We start from the raw sequence: 19,943 nt of genomic DNA on the forward strand, positions 1-19,943 counted from the left end.
GCTATTTGCGGCGGCGGGCCGCCGGGACGCCGAGAACCTGTTCCATCGCGGCCATGACCACCGCGTCGAGCCCCGCGGCCAGCGCGCCGCCGTCCGGCGCAAGTACGCGCAGGCCGAGCCCGGCCCGGCCCGGCAGCGCCGAGGCTCCCGCCCAGCAACGCAGGCCGTCGAGCAGGCTCTCCAGCCCGGCCGGGTCCGGCCAGGGCCCCTCGCCCAGAAGAAGAACGCTCCCCATCGCCCGGTAGGGGCCGAGCGGAGAGAAGGGGCCGGCGGCCTCAGCGCCCGCGAGCGCCTGGCGGTCCATGACGACGACCCGCCCGAGCCCCGTCGTCACCGTTGTCTCGCCGCGATAGCTCTCGAACACCCGGCCGGTGGCACCGGGATCGTACCAGGTCATCCCCTCCGCGACGACGATCCGCGCGCCCGGCGCGAGCGTCACCCGCGTGGACGTCTCCAGCTCGGCGCCGGGAAACAACACGAGCGGATCGCATGCGAGGACCAGCAGGGCCTGCGGCCCCGCCTCCACCGTGATGGACTGGCGGGCGGGCTCGCCACGCGTGTCGTGCACGATGGTCGCCGCCTGGGTGGTGACCCAGGCTGCAGCTCCCGCGCAGGCCGTGATCGACAAAGCGAGGTCGTCACCCCGGAACAGTCCGCCCGAGGAGGATTGAAGATAGAGCGTTGCGAGGTCCCGCCGCCCGGTGTCGAGGTGGAAAGGGCGCGTGACGTGGAAGGGATAGGGCACGAACTGGCGCGCCAGTACCGTCAGGCCGCCACGGCTTTCGAAGGCGAGACGGGCCCGCGCCGTCCTTGCCGGCAGACCGGGGATGGTTGCTGAGACGACGGGCGCGTTCATCATCGGAACAGCACGGCCGCGGCGATCCGGTCCGCCACCTCGGCGATGCCGGCGCCCGAGCGGGCATTCGTCGCGGTGACCGCACGCCCGCCGCGAACCGCCCGCGCCTCCTCCAGCATGCGGCCGAGGTCGACGCCGACATGGGGCGCGAGGTCGACCTTGTTGACGACGAGGAGGTCCGAGCGCAGCACGCCCGGCCCCTTCTTACGCGGGATGTCGTCGCCGCCGGCGACGTCGATCACGAACATCCACCAGTCGACAAGGTCGAGCGAGAAGGTGGAAGCGAGGTTGTCCCCGCCGGATTCGTAGACAATGAGCTCGAGGCCCGGGAAAGCGTCTTCCAGCTCGTCGCCCGCCGCCATGTTCAGGGTGGGGTCCTCGCGGATCACCGTGTGCGGGCAGGCGCCCGCCTCGACGGCGGAGACGCGGGCGGGGTCGATGAGGCCGGAGCGGCGCAGACGCTCTGCGTCCTCCTTGGTGACGAGGTCGTTGGTCACCACGGCGAAGTTGATCCCGCGTGCCTTCAGCACGGGGATGAGCGCCTCGATCAGCGCCGTCTTGCCCGACCCGACGGGACCGCCGATGCCGATGCGCGCGGCCGTGCGGCTGGGCGGGGCGAGCCCGCCTTCCAAGGCGATGGGCTTCATGGCGGTCACCTCAGCATGTAGCGCTGCGCCAGTGGCAGCTCGCAGGCCGGCTCGCAGGTGGCCAGGACGCCATCGACGAAGACGTCGAAGGTCTGCGGATCCACCGTGATCTTCGGCAGCGCCGTGTTGAGGTGCATGTCGACCTTGGTCAGCTTGCGCGTGCCCCGGGCGGGCAGCAGGCTCTTGGAGAGACCGAGCGAGCCCGAGAGGTCACGCTCGATCGCCATCGGGTGGACGAAGCAGGCCGACAGCGCCGGGGCGGCCTTGCCGAAGGCGCCCCATTGCGGGCGCAGCAGCAGCGGCTCGCAGGTCATCAGCGAGGCGGCGGAATCGCCCATGGCGCCCCAGGCGATGAAGCCGCCCTTCACGACGAGCTCGGGCTTGATGCCGAAGAAGGCCGGGCGCCAGACGACGATGTCGGCCATCTTGCCGTCTTCCAGCGAGCCGACATGGTCGGCGATGCCGAAGGTGCGGGCGGCGTTGATCGTGTACTTGGCGATGTAGCGCTTGATGCGGGCATTGTCGCCGAGGCCCGGCTGGTCCTCCGGCAGCGGCCCGCGCTGGTCCTTCATCTTGGAGGCGAGCTGCCACGTCCGGCAGACCACCTCGTGGATGCGGCCCATGCCCTGGCTGTCGGATCCAAGCATCGAAATCGCGCCGATGTCGTGCAGCACGTCCTCGGCGGCGATGGTCTGGGCCCGGATGCGGCTCTCGGCGAAGGCCACGTCCTCCGGAATCGCCGGGTTGAGGTGGTGGCACACCATCGTCATGTCGAGGTGTTCGTCGAAGGTGTTCACCGTGTAGGGGTTGGTGGGATTGGTGGACGACGGCAGGCAGTGCCCCTCCCCCGCCACGCGGATGATGTCCGGCGCATGGCCGCCACCGGCACCCTCCGTGTGGTACATGTGGATCGTCCGCCCGCCGATGGCGGCAAGCGTGTCCTCGACGAAGCCGGACTCGTTCAGCGTGTCCGTGTGCAGCTGGACCTGGAAGTCGAGGTCGTCCGCGACCGCCAGGCAGGCATCGATGGTGGCGGGCATCGAGCCCCAGTCCTCGTGGATCTTGAGGCCGAGGCAGCCCGTCTCCAGCTGCTCCACCAGCGGCGCCGCGACGTGCGAGTTGCCGCGCCCGAGAAAGCCGAAATTGATCGGCCACGCCTCGCTCGCCTGCAGCATCTTGCCCACGTTGAAGGGGCCGCCGGAATCGATGCCGACCGTGATTGGGCCGAGCGATCCGCCGATCATGGTGGTGATGCCGCTGGAAATCGCGTGCTCGCACAGGCCTGCGCTGTCGAAGTGGACGTGCACGTCGATGGCGCCGGCCGTGGCGATCAGGCCCTCGCAGTCGCGCACCGTGGTGGCGGACGACACGATCAGGCGCGGGTCCACCCCGTCCATGATGGCGGGGTTGCCGGCCTTGCCGATGCCGACGATGCGCCCGTCCTTGATGCCGAGGTCGCCCTTCACGATGCCGACGACGGGGTCGATGACGAGTACGTTGCACAGCAGCATGTCGAGCGCGCCGCCCGCGCTGGTGACGCCGGAGACCATGCCGATGCCGTCGCGCAGCGTCTTGCCGCCGCCGTGCAGGCATTCCTCCCCGTAGACCGCGTGATCCTTCTCGACGACGGCGACGAGCGAGGTGTCGCCGAGGCGCACCCCGTCGCCAACTGTCGGACCGTAGAGCGCTGCGTAGTCCCGGCGCCGGATGATGGCCATGTCGTCCTCCTCAGGCGCCCTTGAAGCCGGCCGCCCTGGCGCGGACGAGCGCGGCGGCCTTCGCGTCGTCGCCGGTGCCGCCATTGGCGAGCGCGTTGAGACCGGTGACGCGGCGCTGGCCGCCGAAGCGCACCAGCGTCACTTCCTTGCGCTGGCCGGGCTCGAACCGCACGGCCGTGCCGGCGGGGATGTCGAGGCGCATGCCGAACGCGGCCGCCCGGTCGAAGTCGAGCGCCTTGTTGACCTCGAAGAAGTGAAAGTGGGAGCCGATCTGCACCGGCCGGTCGCCGGTGTTGACGACGAGGAGCGTGGCCTTGTCACGCCCCGCATTCAGCTCCAGGTCGCCGTCGACCGCGAAGGTCTCGCCGGGCTCCAGCGTGTCGGCCTCGGCGCCCGCGGCGGGACGGATGGGCTCGTGCACTGTGACGAGCTTGGTGCCGTCGGGAAACATGCCCTCGACCTGCAGGATGGGCACCATGGCCGCAACCCCGGGCATGACGTCGTCCGTGGTCAGGATGGTAGAGCCGAAGCCCATCAGCTCGGCAACGCTGCGCCCTTCGCGCGCGCCCTCAAGGATCTCGTCCGTGATGATGGCGACCGCCTCTGGGTGGTTGAGGCGCAGGCCCTTGGCGCGGCGCTTCCGGGCCAGTTCGGCGGCCGTGAAGATCGTCAGCCGTTCGAGTTCGGTGGGCGTCAGGAGCATGGTGTCCTCCGGTTCAATTGGCGAAGAGCCGGAGCTCTGCGTGCGCCTGGCGCATCGCCGCGATGTCGAGAAAGGGGGTGGTCGCGGTCATGAGCGTGCCGTTGGAAACGGGTGCTTCGGCAAGCTCGCCGATCAAGGGAAGACAGGCCGCGATCACCGCCTGCGCCTCGACCGCGCCCACCCGGCCGAGCCGGATGGCGGCCGCCACCATGCCATTCACGGCGGCGTAGGCGGAGGCTGCGACGGCGCCTCGTTCGTCGAGGCCCGCGCCGCTCCACAGTGCGCCCTGCACTACCGGAAGATGCCCTTGCATTGACTTGCCGCGGATGGCGTCGGACAGCATGCGCGCTCCCGGCGTCTCCAGGCGCAGATGCGAGGTGACAAGCGCGACGCCGTTGCGGCGGGACCCCGTCCGGAGCGGCTCGGGCGTCGCCAGCACCTCCCACTCCGCGTCGATGGCACACAGCGAGCCGATGTCGCCGGCCGACCGCCACGCGCGGACGACCGCGACCCTGTCGGCGCAGGCCCAGCGATGCAGGAGTGTGGCGCGCACGTGGCGCTCCAGCGTCGCGCCGCCTGCATCCCCCTCGGAGGCGAGCGCTCCCTCGATCCCGTTCGAGAACGCGAACCCGCCGCTGGGAAAGGTGGGGTCGGCCTGCCAGATCGCGCGCAGCAGGGTCAGCACGGCCGGCCGTCTCCCCGCACAACCGTGAAGGGAACGCGGCCCGGCGAGGCGAGCGAGCCGAGGCGCGCGAGATAGTCGTCGACCGGTGCCTCGAGCGCGATCAGGATCGCCTCGCCCTCGAAGCGGACGCGCCAGTGCAGGTTGCCGGCGTGGTAGCCGAGTTCAAGCGCGTCGGCGATGTTGCGCGGCGACAGGCGCAGCCACGTCTCCTCGTCGACCCTCACCACGATGGCGCGGTCGTCCTCCATCAGCAGGACGGCACCGTCGAACAGCTTCTGGTCGCGCGGCAGGGCAATAGCGACCTCGACGCCGCGGCGGGTCGAAGCCACCATGCGCCGCCGCGCGATGTCGGTCGGCGGCACTGGCAGCACGTCGACGAGCCCCTCGTGGTCGAGATCGTGCAGACGCGCGGACAGTTCGGGCTCGAGACGGCTCCCGAGCACCCTTTCGATTCTCAGCATGGTTCGCGATCCCGCTGGTTTCGTGGGGGGCGGCCGGAGCCGCCCCGGTCCGTCGCATCAGCTGGCCAGCAGCTCCTTAAGCTTGTCGTCGAGGTACTTCACGTCCACCGGGTTCGTCCCCGGGCCGCCGGCGAAGTGGCCCCAGATCGAGGGGATCGGCTCGAACTTCGCGTTGGGCATGTGCGCCACCTCGAACTGGCTGTCTTCCGGCGGGAAGTACAGGTCGGTCGAGCCCGGCATGACGTAGGCCTTGGCCTTGATCGCGCCCAGCGCCTTCTTGAAGTCACCCTTGAAGATCTCGTTGTCGGAGATGTCGCCGTTCTGCCAGGTCCACAGCATGGTCAGCAGGTTGTTGGCGTCCTTGGGCAGGAAGAATCCCTCCCAGAAAGCGACGAGGAAATCCTCGAGCGACGAGAAGCCGAGCGTCTTGATGTCGAGCTCTTCGCGGTAGAAGGCCTGGCTGAAACCCCATCCGGCATAGACGCGGGCCATGGCGCGCAGGCCCTTCTCCGGCTTGGTCTTGTACCAGCCGTTCTCGAAGGCCGCGTCCGCGGTGAGCGCCGCCTTCACGCCCTCGAGGAACACGAAGTTGTGGCGCGAGCACTTCGCCGAGCCGCAGAACGGCGCGATGCGCTGGACCATGTCGGGGTAGAGCGCGCCCCAGTGGAAGGTCTGCAGGGCGCCCATCGACCAGCCGACGACGAGCGGCAGCGTCTCGATGCCGAAGACCTCGGTGACCAGCCTGTGCTGCAGCCTGACATTGTCGCAGGCCGTCACCAGCGGAAAGCGGCTGGCATTGTAGGGCTCTGGCGTGTTGCTGGGCGATGAGGAGAGCCCGTTGCCCAGCATGTTAGGGATGATGATGAAGTACTTCTCGGGGTCGAGCGCCATGCCTTTTCCGACCAGCCACTCATTGTCGTAGTGCTGGCCTGAATACCAGGTGGGATAGACGATGGCGTTCGTCTTGGCGGCGTTCAGCGTGCCGAAGGTCTTGTAGGCGAGCTTGCAGCCGCGGATGGTGGCGCCGCGCTGCAGCGTGACGTCGCCGGCCTCGAAGATGTTGTAGTCGGTGCCCATGGCGTGTTCCTCAGAAAGTCCGGTGGGGCGGCGGCGGGGATCGCCCGCCGCCGCCGGGTGTCAGGCGGTGCGCAGTTCCGGCGCCCGCACCTTGGCGAGGATAAAGTAAGCCACGCCGGCGACGACCGCGGCCGAGATCGCGGTCGAGTACTGCGAGGAGTAGTGCTCGACCACCCAGGCCACGACCGAGCCGATGGCCCAGGCGATGAAGGCGTCGGGCCGCCAGTCGCGGTCGATCTCCGAACCCGGACGGGTCACGTACTGGTCGACCAGGATGATGGCGCCGATCGGCGGCACGAGAATGCCGAGCAGCGACAGCCACTGGATGAAGAACGCCCAGATGTTGCCTGCCGCGACGGCGATGCCAATCACGCCCAGCACGACGGCGGCGATGCGCATGTGGCCGCCGACGATGCGCGACCAGCCGGTCGCGGAGTTGTACAGGCAGTGCGAGCAGACCGAGCCCAGGTTCACGTAGAGGAACAGGAAGGCCAGGACGCTCACGAAGCCGATCTGCTTGGCGTTGAGATAGCCGAACATGTTGTCGTTGCCGAACGGATTGGCGTTCGGCGTCGCCAGCGCGGCCGTCATCACGCCGCCGACCAGCATGGCGATGAGGTTGGCGACCGGGAACGCGCTGAAGGTGGCGACGAGCGACGACGTCGAGTCCTTCGCCCACCGGTTAAAGTCGGCCGTCACCGTTCCCGCATCGATGAAGAGCGCGATGACGACGGTGAGCCCGACGCCCATCGACATGGTCGCCGCGCCGTTGGCGCCCGGGAAGGCGAATACCGCGTCCCAGCCGGCATGCGAGGCAGACTCGAGCGCAACCCACAGGCCGAGGATCAGGAAGGCCGGAACGGAGATCATGCCGATCCAGTGCAAACCCCGGACGCCGACGAAGGTGATGGCGATGTAGAGCAGCCCTGCGATGATGGTCATCGCCACGTAGTTGAGCCCGTAGGTCGAGCTCACCAGCGCGCCGGTGATGCCGGTCTGCACCGCGTACCAGCCGAGGAGAAGCGTCGAGAGCAGGCCGGACGCGAGCACGTAGCCCTTCCGGCCGAAGACGATGCTGGCGAGGAGGGCGAAGTTGATGCCCTTTCGCGTGCCGAGAAGGCCGAGCGCGCCGACATATCCGAGCATGATCAGGTTGCCGATGATCATGGCGGTCAGGGCGTTCTTGAACCCCATGCCGAGCACGAGGATCGATCCGGTCATGGCGCCCGTGATGATCATCGGGAACCCGGCCCAGACGAGCGCCACGGAAAACATGCTCCGGCGCGCCGACATCGGCACCGGGGAATGCTCGTACTCGTCTCCAAGAATGTGGTCGACTGCGGTTTCGGCAGCTTCGACCTGCGTCGTTGCGGTGCTCATCGTCCTGTCCCTCGCGATGGCATGCTTCGGGGGTTGCCCTGTCCGTTGCCTGACAGGGCGGCGAAAGGCCCGCGCCGGAGCGCGGGCATCCTGGGTGGCGTGGCCCGCTTAGCGGTGCGCGACTTTCTTGTTGGGAATTCCCTCGATCGGGCATTCTTCAGTGCCGACGGTGGTGCGCGTCATGGCCTCGACCATCTCGCGGGTGCCCTCGGGGTCCGTGATCCACTGCTTGTAGAAGTCGTAGGGGCACACGGCCTCGCCCCTGACGTCCTCGCCCGAATTGATCTTGCCCGTGTAGCCGCGGTGGACGAGCTTGAAGAGGTGGTTCTGCGACTGGCCGTTGCGCCGGGCGTCGCGGATCAGCGAGACGGAGAGCTGGGCGTACTGGATGCCGTACTCCTCCTCGCCGCACTCGCCGAGCGTGCGGCCGTCGAAGCCGACGATCGCCGAGTGGCCGAAATAGGAGTAGACGCCGTCGAAGCCGGCCGCGTTGGCCACCGCGACATAGACGTTGTTCGCCCACGCCATGGCCTTGGCCATGATCACCTGCTGGTCCTTGGCCGGGTACATGTAGCCCTGGCAGCGGACGATGAGCTCGGCGCCCTTCATGGCGCAGTCGCGCCAGATCTCGGGGTAGTTGCCGTCGTCGCAGATGATGAGGCTGATCTTCAGGCCCTTCGGGCCTTCCGACACATAGGTGCAATTGCCGGGATACCAGCCCTCGATCGGCACCCATGGCATGATCTTGCGGTACTTCTGGACGATCTCGCCCTTCTCGTTCATCAGGATGAGCGTGTTGTAGGGCGCCTTCTTGGGGTGTTCCTCGTGGCGCTCGCCGGTGAGCGAGAACACGCCCCACACCTTCGCCTTGCGGCACGCCTCGGCGAAGATCTCGGTCTCGTCGCCGGGTACGGTCGAGGCCGTCTCGTACATCTCCTTGGAGTCGTACATGATCCCGTGCGTGGAGTATTCGGGGAAGATGACGAGGTCGAGCCCGGGGAGGCCGAGCTTCATGCCCTCGATCATGTCCGCGATCTTCTTGGCATTGGTCAGCACCTCTGCCTTGGTGTGGAGCCGCGGCATCTTGTAGTTCACGACGGCAACGCCGACGGTGTCCTTGCTGCTCGTAATGTCACCGTGCAACATGTCTCTCTCCTTGGATCGGATTTGCGTCCTACTGCTGTGTGGCGGGCGGGGCGTCGCCCGTCCGCAGGTTCGCGGGCACGGTCACAGCGCCATGTGGCGGTGAACGAGCTCGTCAGTGAGGTCTGAGATCGGGCCGGCGGCGACCACCTGGCCCTTCTCCATCATGGCGAAGCGCTGGGCAGCGCGGCGTGCGAACTGAACGTTCTGCTCGACGAGGACGACCGTGAGGCCCTCCTCGCGGTTGAGGCGCAGGATGATGTTCTCGATCTCCTCCACGATGTTGGGCTGGATGCCTTCGTTCGGTTCATCGAGCAGCAGCACGCTCGGCCGCGCGGCCAGCGCCCGGGCAATGGCGAGCTGCTGCTGTTGGCCGCCCGAGAGCACTCCGCCGGGCCTGTCGAGGTTCGCCATCAGGTAGGGGAACAGTGACTGCACCAGCTCGGGAATGGCGAGGCGGCGCTGCGGGTCCGCGAAGGCCCCCATCAGGATGTTCTCGCGGATGGTGAAGTCCGGGATGATCTCGCGGCCCTGCGGCACATAGGCGATACCGGCGCGGGCACGGCGATAGGTCGGCTGGGTGCCGAGGTCCTCGCCGTCCAGCCGGATGACGCCGGCCATGCGGTCGGTGAGCCCCATCAGCGTCTTGAGGAGGGTCGTCTTGCCCGTGCCGTTGCGGCCGAGCACGGCGGTGATCTCGCGCTCGGGGATATCGAGCGACACCCCGTGCAGCACGTGGCTGCGGCCGTAGAAGCTGTCGACGCCGGAGAGGTTTAGCATCAGTGGATACCCCCCGAGCCGAGATAGGCCTCGCGCACCCGCGGATCGTTCTCGATCTCCGCGATGCCGCCCTCCGCCAGCACCTGTCCCAGATGCATGACCGTGATCCGCTCGGCGATCTCGCGGACGAAGGCCATGTCGTGCTCGACGACGACGATTGTGTGCTTGCCCTTGAGCGCGTTGATGATGGCGGCCGTCTTGCGGGTCTCGCCCTGCGTCATGCCGGCCGTCGGCTCGTCCAGCAGCAGTACCTTCGGGTTCTGCACCATGAGGATACCGAGCTCGAGCCACTGCGTCTGACCGTGGCTGAGATTGGCGGCGACGGTCTCGGTGCTGTCTGTGAGACCAACGAGGTCCAGCACCTCGTCGACGCGGCGGCGCGACTCGCGGGAGAAGCCGAGGCCGAGATTGTGCAGCACGCGCACGTCGCGGCAGCTCGCCACCTCCAGGTTGCGGCGGACGGTGAGGTCCCGGAACACGCTGGGGATCTGGAACTTCCGCCCGATCCCGGCGCGGGCGATGACGTGCTCTTCCCTGTTGGTGATGTCGGTGTCGTAGACGAAGACGCGCCCCTGCGTGCTCCTCGTCTTGCCGGAGATGAGGTCCATCAGCGTGGTCTTGCCGGCGCCGTTGGCGCCCAGCAGGACACGCAGTTCGCCCTCCTCGACGATCATCGAGACGCCGTCCACGGCCTTGAAGCCGGAGAAGCTAACGCCGATGCCGTCCACGGTCAGCGCTGCCACCATGGCCGCCTCCTATTCCGCGCCGGGCGCGGGTTCGACCCGAGCCGGTGTGAAGCTGGTGGGCTTGGAGCGGCCGGCCTTCTCCAGGATCCGGTCGGCCACGTCGCTCGCGAAGCCGGCGAGGCCGCGCGGCAGGTAAAGGACGACGAGGATGAAGATCAGGCCGATGATGGCCTTCCAGGCCTCGACCAGCCCCTCGGTCTCGGAGACCGTTGCCTCGATGATGTTGATGAGGATGGCGCCGATGCAGGCACCCAGCAGCGAGTTGCGGCCGCCGACCGCCGCCCACACCACCATGGTGATGGAGAAGGCGAGGTCCATGAAGGTCGGCGAGGCGAACTCGGAAACGACGACGTAGAGCATGCCGGCCAGCCCCGCGATGGCGGCCGACACGGTGAAGAAGAAGATCTGGTAAAGCGGGACGTCGAAGCCGAGATAGCGGACCCGGTTCTGGTCGTCGCGGATGGCCTGCAGGATCAGGCCCGCCCTTGTCTCCACCAGGACACGCGTGCCGATCAGGACGAGCGAGAGCGTGATGGCGACGAGGTAGTAGGTCGGCACCACGTAGGGGTCGAACTCGAAGCCGCCGATCGTCAGCCAGCCGAGGTCGGTGAGACCGTTGAAGCCGTTCGTCACCGGCTGCGCATCGATGATCAGCAGCCGCACCAGCAGCACAAGCGCCAGCGTGATGATCGACACGAAGACGCCGGCGATGCGCTTGCGGAAGACGATCATGCCGAGCAGCGCGGCGACGACAACGGGAAAGAGGATCCCCATGGCGATGCCGAAGCCCTGCGACTGGAACGGGATCCAGAGGAAGGACGCCTTGTTGATGCAGCACAGGTCGGTCTTGGCGCCGGGCTCGGCGTTCCACAGCATGAAGTCCGGAACCGGCTTGTCGGAGCCCTGCTGCAGGCTGGTCGCGCTGGCGAGCTTGAGCGACATGGCGAGCATGTAGGCGCCGAGACCGAAGAAGAGGCCCTGCCCGAGGTTGAGGATGCCCGCATAGCCCCAGGACAGCGCCACCGCGACGCCGACCATGCCGAAGACGAGGTACTTGGCGATCCGGTTCAGCCAGAAGACGTCCAGCACCAGCGGCGCGAACATGATGACGATGATGAAGGCCGCGTAGGCCGCGTAGTCGAGACGGCGCTTCGTCATCGCTCAGCGCCCCTTGTAGGAGAACAGGCCCTGCGGCCTGATCACGATGATCAGGATGACGACGCCGAAGACGACAGCACGGGCGAGGATGTCGTTGGTGACCACGGCGACCGCGCCGTTGATCTGCCCGAGAACGGCGGCGGAGAGGACCGATCCCACGAGGCTGCCGACGCCGCCGACCACAACGACGAGGAAGCCGTCGACGACGAGCGACGTGCCCATGGCGGGGAACACGGTCTTGAAGCCCGACATCATGACGCCGGCGACGCCCGCGAGGCCCGAGCCGTAGGCGAAGGTGAGGGCGTTGACGCGCTGCACGTCGATGCCGCACGCGGCCGCCATCTTCGGGTTGCGCATGATGGCGCGCACCTGCATCCCGATGGTGGTGCGGTACATCAGGAACCAGGTGAGGATAGTCAGCGCGGCGGTAACGCCGATGATGAAGGAGCGGAACACGGGGATCTCGACCCCGCCGAGCATGACCGTGCCGGTGAGCCATTCGGGCACGTCGACCTTTTGCAGGCCCGGGCCGAGGCCCTGGATGCGGATGCCGAAAAAGGACAGGCCGAGTTCCAGGCGCACCGCCTGCTGGATGAGGATCGCGACGCCCCAGGTCGCGAGCAACGTGTCGAGGAGCCGCCCGTAGAGCCGGCGGACCACCACGCGCTCGATGAGCAGACCCATGGCGGCGGAGACGATAAAGGCGAGCGGGATGGCGGCGAGGATGCCGAGGTTCAGCCAGATCCCGCACAACACGGTCACATAGGCGCCGAGCATGACCATCTCGCCGTGCGCCATATTGATGACGCCCATCGCCCCGTAGGTGATGGCGAGACCGAGCGCGACGAGGAGAAGGATCGAGCCGAGGCTCAGCCCGATGAACAGCGTGTCGATCATGGAGTAGCCCGCCGCGAAGGTGCGGCCGCCGCTCCGGGCGACGGCCGCGTTTCGTCTGGTCAGCCCTTGAGCTTGCTGGAATCGAGACCCTTTGGCGTACAGAAGAGGTTCGTCTCCGTTTCGCCATAGGCCGCGTAGGGCAGCGGGAAGATCGGCGCCTTGTAGGCGTCGACGATCTTGCCCTGACCGTCCGCCTGCCACTGCGCGATGCGCGGCGTCAGCCAGGTGTGCAGATTGTTGGGCTCGATCTTCACATGGCCGTTGGGGGCGTCGAACTCCTGCCCGCGCACCGCCTCGCGGATCGCGTCGGGAGTGACCTGCTTGGCCTTCTCCACCGCCTGCGCCCAGAGATAGACCTGGAAGTAAGAGGACTCGAGCGCGTGGTGAGTCACCGCCTTCGGATCCTTCACATAGGCGCGGTAGCGCTCGACGAAGGCCTTGTTGATGTCGGTGTCGATGGCCTGGAAGTAGGGGAAGGAGGTGAAGCTGCCGACGGCGTATTCGGCGCCCATGGCGGCGATCTCGATTTCCGAGGTCACTGTGGCGCAAATCGGCAGCTTGTCGTGGGTCAGGCCCTGGTTCTTGAACTCGCGGTAGAAGGCGACGACAGAGTCGCCGACGACGTTGGACAGCACCACGTCGCAGCCGGACGACTTGATCTTGTTGACCATGGCGCCCCACTCGGAGTGACCGAGCTCGAGGTACTCGTCGGCCACCCACTCGGCCCCGTTCTGCTCGATCAGGATCTTGCAGACCTTCGCCATCTCGCGCGGGTAGATGTAGTTGGACCCGACGATGAAGAACTTCTTCTTGCCCAGCGTCTTGATGATCCAGGGAATGAAATTCGAGAGCTGCTGGTTCGGCACCGAGCCCGTATAGACGACGTTCTTCGAGCACTCGTACCCTTCGTAATAGGTCGGGTAGAAGTACATGCTGTTGCGCTTCTCGAAGACGGGAAGCACGGCCTTGCGGCTGGCGGACGTGTAGGAGCCGAACACCGTCGGCAGGCGGTTCTGCACGACGAGCTTGGACGCCTTCTCGTTGTAGGTCTTCGGGTCGGAGGCGCCGTCCTCCAGGATCGGCTTGATCTGCTTGCCGAGCACGCCGCCCTTGGCGTTGATCTCCGAAATCGCCATCAGGGTGGCGTCGGAGAGCGACTTCTCGACGATGGAGAGGCCGCCCGTCAGGGAGAACAGCACACCCACGTCGATCGTGTCGGCCGCCTGGGCGGTGCGCGTGAAAAAGGTCGGCGTGACGATGGCGCTCGCGCCGAGCGCGCTCGTCTTGAGGAATGTTCTGCGGTCGATCGTCATGGATGCTCCCCTCTCTGGCATCGTTCCTGCAGGCATCATTTGCGAAGGCACGGACCCTCGGCCGCCGCGATCGACAAGGCCGATCTGCCAGCGCAAGCAAAGTTCAACTATTCGGCGAACCGGCGGGCTCGCACGTCATCTCTGGATGTATTCGCCGCGACAACCCTGTCCCGGCGAAGGGCGTGAGAACGAAAAAAGCCCGACAGGTTCGCGTGGAACCTACCGGGCTGCTCAGCCTGTCCGCCCCAACGTCACTGGTGGGGCAGGGAAATAGCAAACGAGACTGTCGGCCCCGCTCTCGCTACGTGGAGATACTAATCACATTTCATACGGAAGCTCAAGAGCTCGTTTGCGTTGATGATGGCGTTCGCCATCTCTTCCATGGGCACCCGCTTCGCCATCGCCTGCTCCCTGAGCGTCTGGTAGGCGACGCTCTCGCTAATGCCATGATTAGACATCAGAATTTCCTTGGCGCGCTGCACTTTCTGCATACCCGACACCTTCCTCTCCAGCTTGCGCATGCGCTTTCGCGCGCTCTCGCGCTCCAGCCACAGGCTGCGGGCGATGGTGAGGTTGGTGAGCAGGCCGAAGGGCCTGATCGGCCGCTCGATAACCGCCAGCGCGCCGGATTCCAGCACGAGCTGCAGCGTGGTCGGGTCCTCGTAGCCGACGATGGCAATGAGAGTCGGCGCCAGCTCGCCCGCGGTCTTGAGCAGACGCTGCGTCTTTTCGCGGCAGTCATGCTCGATCGCAAGCATGACGATGTCTGCGCCCGGGGCAAAGCCGTCAGGGATCGGCCACACCGCCTCGACCGCGCAACCGATGCGCTTGAGATGCTCGATGAGGCTCACCCCTTCCGCATCGGACGGGTGAATGACCTGCACCTTCAGGCCACGCAGATCCTTGAGAACCTGGAGAGCCATCGCCATGCGCCCCTATCGCCCGTCATCCGGCGCGATGCCCTCGGCCGACCAGTCGTCCAGCCGCTGCACGACGCAGTAGGGATCAGGCTTTACCCTCACGCCCGGGTTCCAGACGATCTGGAACTGCCCGGCAGCGTCGATCCGCCCGACCCGTGGCCACAGGAACGTGTGGTTGTTCTCGGGGTCGACCCGCACTCGGCCCTGCGGCGCGTCGAACTCAGCGTCCCGCAGGGCGGGGCCGAGGCGCTCGGGATCATCCGTGCCCGAGCGGCCCAGTGCGGCAGCGGCGAGGAAGACCTGGAAATAGGCAGCTTCCGCGCCGGCCGTGACGGGCGAGCCCGCTCCCCAGCGCGCCTTGAAGGCCGCAACGAAGCGTCGCGCCGCCGGGGTGGCGAGGACTTCGAAGAAGGGCGCGGCCGTGATGTGGCCCTCCGCCACACCCGGCGGCATCTCCGCGACCTCGGCCTCCGACGTGGTGAGGCTCGCGATCGGCATGGTCGAGGGGTCGAAGCCCGCCTCGCGGTAAACCGTATAGAAGGTGCCCGTCGACTGGCCGACCACCGTGGAGAAGATGACGTCAGGTCGGTGTTTCTCGATACGGCGGAGCACCTTGTCGAAGTCGGCGGCCCGAGCCTCCAGTGGCACATAGAGCTCGTCCACCACCTCGCCCCGCGACTGCGTGACGAAGTCCGACATGATGCGGTTTGATTCGTAGGGATAGATGTAGTTCGAGCCCACCATCAGGAAGCGCCTGCCGTGGAAGCGTAGCAGGTACTTGGCGAGCTGGATCGAGTTCTGGTTCGGGGCGGCGCCCGTGTAGATGCAATTCGGGGAGTACTCGAAACCCTCGTAGAGCGTCGGGTAGAAAAGAAGCCCGCGCATCGCCTCCACGACGGGCAACACCGCCTTGCGTGTGCTCGACATGTAGCAGCCGAAGACAAGGCGGACCTTGTCGAGGCTCAAAAGCCGCTCAGCCAGCGCACGGGCGGTTTTCGGGTTTGAGGCCGGATCATAGGCGATCGGCTCGATCGGCCGGCCGAGGACGCCACCTGCGGCGTTGATCTCGTCGATGGCAAGAAGAGTTGCGTTCAGTTGCGTCCGCTCGATGCCGGCGGTCACACCGGTTTTCGAAAAGAGGACGCCGATGCGCCAGGTTTGTGAGGACATCGATTCCATGAAGCTGCGAGCGCCAGAGCGGCTGCGGCGTCGATGCAAATCTCGTACCCTAGTCCAGTTCGGGTACCTGAATGCGATACGAGGCTGGCCAGAGAAGGGCTTAATGTCGATCGATCGAGCAATTCGCCTGAATCGCCTTCATCCGGACTGGTTTCACTTCAATCGCGCTGCTGCCTTGTACGCTGCCAAGCGATACGGTGGGTCGGTCGATGTTTGGGGTTCGCCTACCGCTGGCGAGAGCCTCTTACCTCTTGAGGCAGGCTGCCGCGGCGGCCATGGGGGCAGGCAGCTCGAAGCAGCCACACATATTCGCCGCATGAGAGTTTCAGACTTAATCTTTGATCCGCTCGGCGCTGCGAATAGCATAGAATGCGAGCATGTGAGGGACCTGGAGCACTTGCGCGAGGGCGTAGAACTGGCTCTGCGGCTTGAGCGCATGCACGCGCCCGATTCATAAAATGGCCCACTCGTCCGAGAACCATTCGTCTGATGCTGAAGCACACCCTGTTGACGTCTGTTCAGTGTCAGCTATTCGCGTTCAGTCCAGTTGCCGCCATTAGCCTCGCCTGTCGAGGTGAATCTTCCGGATCTCAGCGGCAACAAGCTGCTGCAACCTCCACAGATTTTTGTCGCGAATGCCGTGTTGTTCCAGGTGCAGCACTGTGTTGTACAGGTATGCGGCACTGGACCCTGCCGGGCCGCAGGCTCTCGCCAGCGTCCAGGCTACCGTCTCAAGCGGCAGACCGCGAACAGCGTAGAGTCCTCTTGGTGCAGCATAGAACGCGAGTGCCCGCACAGATTTTCGGGACGTTGTGACCGTGATCCACCGTGCCATTCCCATGTCTTCAAGCGCATCGATCTCGCGGCGGACGAGGCATCTTATTAAATCTTGAGGGTTGCCATCTTCCAATCGATAGACAATTCCACGACAACGCCCGCCAGTGTCCAGCGCCATCATCAGGCCGGGCTGCTCCGGTGACCCTCGCCACCATGGCATCTCCAGGCAGAACGAACGGTGCCATCCCACGGCCACTCCCTCCTGCTGCTCGGCGACATCAATCGGCCTGTTCCAGATCAGCGAGCCATAGGCGAATAGCCAAAGCGGTCCGCCGGGGCCTGTCGCGAGAAGCCTGCTGGTGACGGCCTCGACATGCGCCGGCGTTATCGGGGTCAGCCGCGGGTCCATCCCACGGTCCGGCTCTTTTCTCTCGCAGAGAGCTACGAGTTCAGGCGTTAGATCCACGGCGCCCTCCAGCCATGACATCCTAACCTGCCGTGGACCTTGCTGCCGAGCCTTCGCCGCGGCTTAATGCCGATGCGGGTCCTCCCGGGAGCCACGCATGGCGAACACCTTCTTCAAAGAAATCGTGGACGAGGCCCGGATCGTTCTGGCGCAGTTGGCCAGCGGACCACCCTTCTGAGGAAGCAATCCCAAGCACCAACGGAGCTCGTCGCTTGCAGAATGTCCGGATTGGCGAGTTCGAACTGCGCGTCAACGAGCGCCGCCTGACCTTCCGGGGTGAAACAATCCGCGTGGGTTCGCGGGCCTTCGACCTGCTCACCCACCTCGTACAGCATCGCGACCGCGTGGTAGGCAAGGACGAACTGCTCGATCAGGTCTGGCCTGGCATCGCAGTTGAAGAGGCTAACCTCTCCGTACACGTGGCCGCACTGCGAAAGGCGCTGGGCCCGGAGTGCCTGTCCACCGTTCCGGGCCGTGGCTACAGGTTTGTTGCGCCCGCGGAGGTGGCGCAAACAAGTGCGCCTGACCCCCAAGAGGTGGTGCCGCGACCAACGACGCCATCGCTCGTGGTGCTGCCGCTCGTCAACCTGAGTGGAGATCCCGAACAGGACGTGTTCGGCGACGGCCTGGTCGAGGACATCATCACGACGCTCTCCAAGGTGTCAGGGCTGGCGGTCATCGCGAGGGCTTCAAGCTTTGCGTACAAGGGACGCGTCGTGGATGTCCGGCAGGTCGGCCGCGATTTGGCCGTCGGCCATGTGCTCGAAGGCAGTGTCCGCAACAACGCGGACCGCGTGCGCGTCTCATTCCGGCTTGTTGACGCCGGAACGGGCGCTCAAATCTGGGGCGAACGCTACGACAGACCCATGGGCGACATCTTCGCTCTTCAGGACGAACTGACGCACGTGCTGGTCACGGAACTGCAGGTGCAACTCACCGAGGGTGAGCAAGCCCGCTTGCGATACTCGTCCGTCCGATCCATCGAGGCATGGACGTACTGGGTGCGGGGACTCTCGTGCTATCGGCGGGCAGTGCTGTCGCGCGAGGGAATGACCCCGGCCTTGATGGCTTGGCAGAAGGCCAGGGCGCTCGATCCGGCATCTGCATCGATCCCGGCCATGCTGAGCATGCTGTACTACCTCGATGCACGATTTGGGTTCTGGAACGACAGGGAAACGGCGCTGCACAAGGGCAGCGCCCAAGTGGAGCAGGCCCTCTCCCTCGACGGTGAAAGCGCTGACGCCCACATGGTCCAGAGCCTTCTGCTTCTCCTGCAGCGTCGCTATCGGGACGCAGTGCAGGCCACGCGACGGTCCATTGAGCTCGGTCCCCAATCAGCCGATGTGGCCGCCTTCGCCGCCTTCGTCCTGGCCAACGCCGGCTTCGGCAAAGAGGCGGTCGTGCAGATCGAGCGAGCTATCCGGCTCTGTCCGATGTTTCCTCCCTTCTACTGGGGCCACATGGGTCTAGCTTATCGCCAGGCGGGGCTCATCCCTGAGGCAATCGCCGCCTTCACGAACTACCAGGCAGTCAATGCCGGCCGAGGGGTGACGGACCTGATCGCGATCCACCACCAGCGCGGCGACCTCGCAGTGGCAAACGCCTGGGCCGCCAAGCTCCTTGCAGCTCTTCCCGACTTCCGGATCGCGGCATGGCTGGAAACGCAGTTCCGCCAGGACCAGACCTCTCTCGCTGCCGATCTACACTCCCTGCGTGCTGTCGGCCTCCCCGGATAGGCTCTCCGGGGGGCACCAACCCACCGGTCAGAACGAGCCCGTAGTCCTAGTGCGCGGCTGCGTAAGGGTAGCTTTGCTGCTGCACTGGGCGCCTTTGGAAGAATTTGGATCCCTTAAGTACGGCCACTCGATCCCTTGGTACCCACGTCCTGCGGCGTTTCAGAGGACGGCCGCCGGCGAGGCAGGGACCTCGCTGCAATCCAATAGAGGACGTTCCAATGACCGAGCTCACCTACGTCAACGAAGTCGATGCCATCACCGCAACCCTCAAGCCCTACATCGAAGGGGCACGCACCGGGAGCGGGGCCGCGATGAAGCCGACCTTCCACGATGGTGCGACCATCTATGGCTACGTCGGCTCCGACCTTTTCGGCGGCCCAATCCAGGGCCTGTTCGACTGGAACGACCAGAACGGCCCCGCAAAAGACATCCAAGTCCGCCTGAGCTCCATCGATGTCGTGGGCACCTGCGCCAACGTCCGTCTCGACGAGGACAACTGGACCGGTCACCGCTTCACCGGGTTCTTCAACCTGCTCAAGTTCGATGGGCGTTGGCAGGTGGTGAGCAAGGTGTTCTACCTCCATCCTTGACAGTGCCGTGCCTCTCTCCCTTCCATCGGGGGCATGCGAGAGCTGTCCCGGCGCGCGGCCTTCGCTGCGCGCCTGGGACCCTTCCGCCGGTGCGAAGCAGCCATTGTGAACGCCTCTTTCGGGTCAACTGCGGTCCATGCTGGCCATGCCTGACCCGGCGTTCCCCTTCCGTTCCCGCGCTGTCCGCGGCATCCTGCGTCCATGCTGGCCTCCCCTTCCTCCCTCCGCGCTGCGATCTACGCGCGGTATTCATCCGACCAGCAACGCGATGCCTCGCCAACGGCGCCTCGACGCGCGCCATCGCCAGCGGCCTGCGTTCCGCCGGCCTGCCGGCCCGCCTCGACGCCCTGGAGCAGGAGAAAGCGGATCTTGCGCGCAAGCTTTCCGCGCCCCCGCCCTCCCCTGTCCGGCTGCATCCCAACCTGGCAGAGCTCTACCCTGAGCGCGCCGCCGCGCTTTATCAGGCCCTGGAGCGGGAGGAGACGGGCGCCGAGGCGCTCGGGATTCTGCGCGGGCTCATCGAGCGCGCGGTGGTGCACCCCCGCGAGGGCGGCGGGTTCGAACTCGAGCTTGTCTGCGAGGTCGCGGCGATGGTTTCCGCGGCGGGCTCCAGAATCAAAAAGCCCGCCGTCCTGTTGGACTGGCGGGCTTAGTATGTGGTTGCGGGGACAGGATTTGAACCTGTGACCTTCAGGTTATGAGCCTGACGAG

The 19,943-nt window shown here is 66.1% G+C and carries 19 protein-coding genes; 2 read left to right on the plus strand and 17 right to left on the minus strand.

The window, feature by feature from the left end; all coding sequences use genetic code 11:
* Nucleotide 1: 1 nt before the first annotated feature.
* The 17 genes from AC5JCN_RS14755 to AC5JCN_RS14835 all read right to left on the minus strand — a co-directional run bounded on the left by AC5JCN_RS14755 (nt 2) and on the right by AC5JCN_RS14835 (nt 16,849).
* Nucleotides 2–859 (minus strand): urease accessory protein UreD, encoded by an 858-nt coding sequence (locus AC5JCN_RS14755; protein ID WP_495755827.1) that lies wholly within the window; start codon nt 857–859, stop codon nt 2–4.
* Complete coding sequence (gene ureG / locus AC5JCN_RS14760; RefSeq protein WP_495755828.1) at nt 856–1,503, minus strand: urease accessory protein UreG; 648 nt, start codon at nt 1,501–1,503, stop codon at nt 856–858. The genes AC5JCN_RS14755 and ureG overlap by 4 nt, the downstream gene beginning before the upstream one ends.
* A 5-nt stretch (nt 1,504–1,508) precedes the next feature.
* Entirely contained in the window at nt 1,509–3,221 is a 1,713-nt protein-coding gene (ureC, locus tag AC5JCN_RS14765) for an urease subunit alpha (protein ID WP_495755829.1), read from the minus strand.
* A gap of 10 nt (nt 3,222–3,231) precedes the next feature.
* Nucleotides 3,232–3,924 carry an urease subunit beta gene (locus AC5JCN_RS14770; protein ID WP_495755830.1) on the minus strand — a complete coding sequence of 231 codons (693 nt, stop codon included), beginning with the start codon at nt 3,922–3,924 and terminating at the stop codon, nt 3,232–3,234.
* Between the two features lie 13 nt (nt 3,925–3,937).
* Nucleotides 3,938–4,609 carry an urease accessory protein UreF gene (locus tag AC5JCN_RS14775; RefSeq protein ID WP_495755831.1) on the minus strand — a complete coding sequence of 224 codons (672 nt, stop codon included), beginning with the start codon at nt 4,607–4,609 and terminating at the stop codon, nt 3,938–3,940.
* Nucleotides 4,603–5,070, minus strand: a complete 468-nt coding sequence (ureE, locus tag AC5JCN_RS14780) for an urease accessory protein UreE (protein ID WP_495755832.1) — start codon at nt 5,068–5,070, stop codon at nt 4,603–4,605. The genes AC5JCN_RS14775 and ureE overlap by 7 nt, the downstream gene beginning before the upstream one ends.
* 57 nt (nt 5,071–5,127) lie before the next feature.
* Nucleotides 5,128–6,147: an alpha/beta fold hydrolase gene (locus AC5JCN_RS14785; RefSeq protein ID WP_495755833.1), complete on the minus strand. Its 1,020-nt coding sequence runs from the start codon at nt 6,145–6,147 to the stop codon at nt 5,128–5,130.
* A gap of 60 nt (nt 6,148–6,207) precedes the next feature.
* Nucleotides 6,208–7,527: a purine-cytosine permease family protein gene (locus AC5JCN_RS14790; protein ID WP_495755834.1), complete on the minus strand. Its 1,320-nt coding sequence runs from the start codon at nt 7,525–7,527 to the stop codon at nt 6,208–6,210.
* A 108-nt stretch (nt 7,528–7,635) separates the two neighbouring features.
* Nucleotides 7,636–8,673 (minus strand): aliphatic amidase, encoded by a 1,038-nt coding sequence (locus tag AC5JCN_RS14795; RefSeq protein WP_495755835.1) that lies wholly within the window; start codon nt 8,671–8,673, stop codon nt 7,636–7,638.
* Nucleotides 8,674–8,754: 81 nt separating this feature from the next.
* A complete protein-coding gene (gene urtE / locus AC5JCN_RS14800; RefSeq protein ID WP_495755836.1) occupies nt 8,755–9,450 on the minus strand; it encodes an urea ABC transporter ATP-binding subunit UrtE in 696 nt (231 codons plus the stop codon).
* Nucleotides 9,450–10,196 carry an urea ABC transporter ATP-binding protein UrtD gene (gene urtD, locus AC5JCN_RS14805; protein WP_495755837.1) on the minus strand — a complete coding sequence of 249 codons (747 nt, stop codon included), beginning with the start codon at nt 10,194–10,196 and terminating at the stop codon, nt 9,450–9,452. The genes urtE and urtD overlap by 1 nt, the downstream gene beginning before the upstream one ends.
* Nucleotides 10,197–10,205: 9 nt before the next feature.
* Nucleotides 10,206–11,354: an urea ABC transporter permease subunit UrtC gene (gene urtC, locus AC5JCN_RS14810; protein WP_495755838.1), complete on the minus strand. Its 1,149-nt coding sequence runs from the start codon at nt 11,352–11,354 to the stop codon at nt 10,206–10,208.
* Nucleotides 11,355–11,357: 3 nt separating this feature from the next.
* Nucleotides 11,358–12,251: an urea ABC transporter permease subunit UrtB gene (urtB, locus tag AC5JCN_RS14815; RefSeq protein ID WP_495755839.1), complete on the minus strand. Its 894-nt coding sequence runs from the start codon at nt 12,249–12,251 to the stop codon at nt 11,358–11,360.
* Between the two features lie 59 nt (nt 12,252–12,310).
* Nucleotides 12,311–13,564 (minus strand): ABC transporter substrate-binding protein, encoded by a 1,254-nt coding sequence (locus AC5JCN_RS14820; RefSeq protein WP_495755840.1) that lies wholly within the window; start codon nt 13,562–13,564, stop codon nt 12,311–12,313.
* Between the two features lie 314 nt (nt 13,565–13,878).
* Nucleotides 13,879–14,487 (minus strand): ANTAR domain-containing response regulator, encoded by a 609-nt coding sequence (locus AC5JCN_RS14825; protein ID WP_495755857.1) that lies wholly within the window; start codon nt 14,485–14,487, stop codon nt 13,879–13,881.
* A gap of 12 nt (nt 14,488–14,499) precedes the next feature.
* On the minus strand, nt 14,500–15,663 hold the full coding sequence (locus AC5JCN_RS14830) for a transporter substrate-binding domain-containing protein (protein ID WP_495755841.1): 1,164 nt from the start codon (nt 15,661–15,663) through the stop codon (nt 14,500–14,502).
* Nucleotides 15,664–16,219: 556 nt separating this feature from the next.
* Nucleotides 16,220–16,849: a gamma-glutamylcyclotransferase gene (locus AC5JCN_RS14835; RefSeq protein WP_495755842.1), complete on the minus strand. Its 630-nt coding sequence runs from the start codon at nt 16,847–16,849 to the stop codon at nt 16,220–16,222.
* Between the two features lie 269 nt (nt 16,850–17,118).
* Between AC5JCN_RS14835 and AC5JCN_RS14840 the strand changes: the two genes are divergently transcribed.
* Together AC5JCN_RS14840 and AC5JCN_RS14845 are read left to right on the plus strand one after the other, a co-directional pair.
* Nucleotides 17,119–18,642 (plus strand): winged helix-turn-helix domain-containing protein, encoded by a 1,524-nt coding sequence (locus AC5JCN_RS14840; protein ID WP_495755843.1) that lies wholly within the window; start codon nt 17,119–17,121, stop codon nt 18,640–18,642.
* A gap of 218 nt (nt 18,643–18,860) precedes the next feature.
* On the plus strand, nt 18,861–19,232 hold the full coding sequence (locus tag AC5JCN_RS14845) for a nuclear transport factor 2 family protein (RefSeq protein ID WP_495755844.1): 372 nt from the start codon (nt 18,861–18,863) through the stop codon (nt 19,230–19,232).
* Nucleotides 19,233–19,943: the final 711 nt, after the last annotated feature.

This window comes from Alsobacter sp. (genome assembly GCF_059501845.1).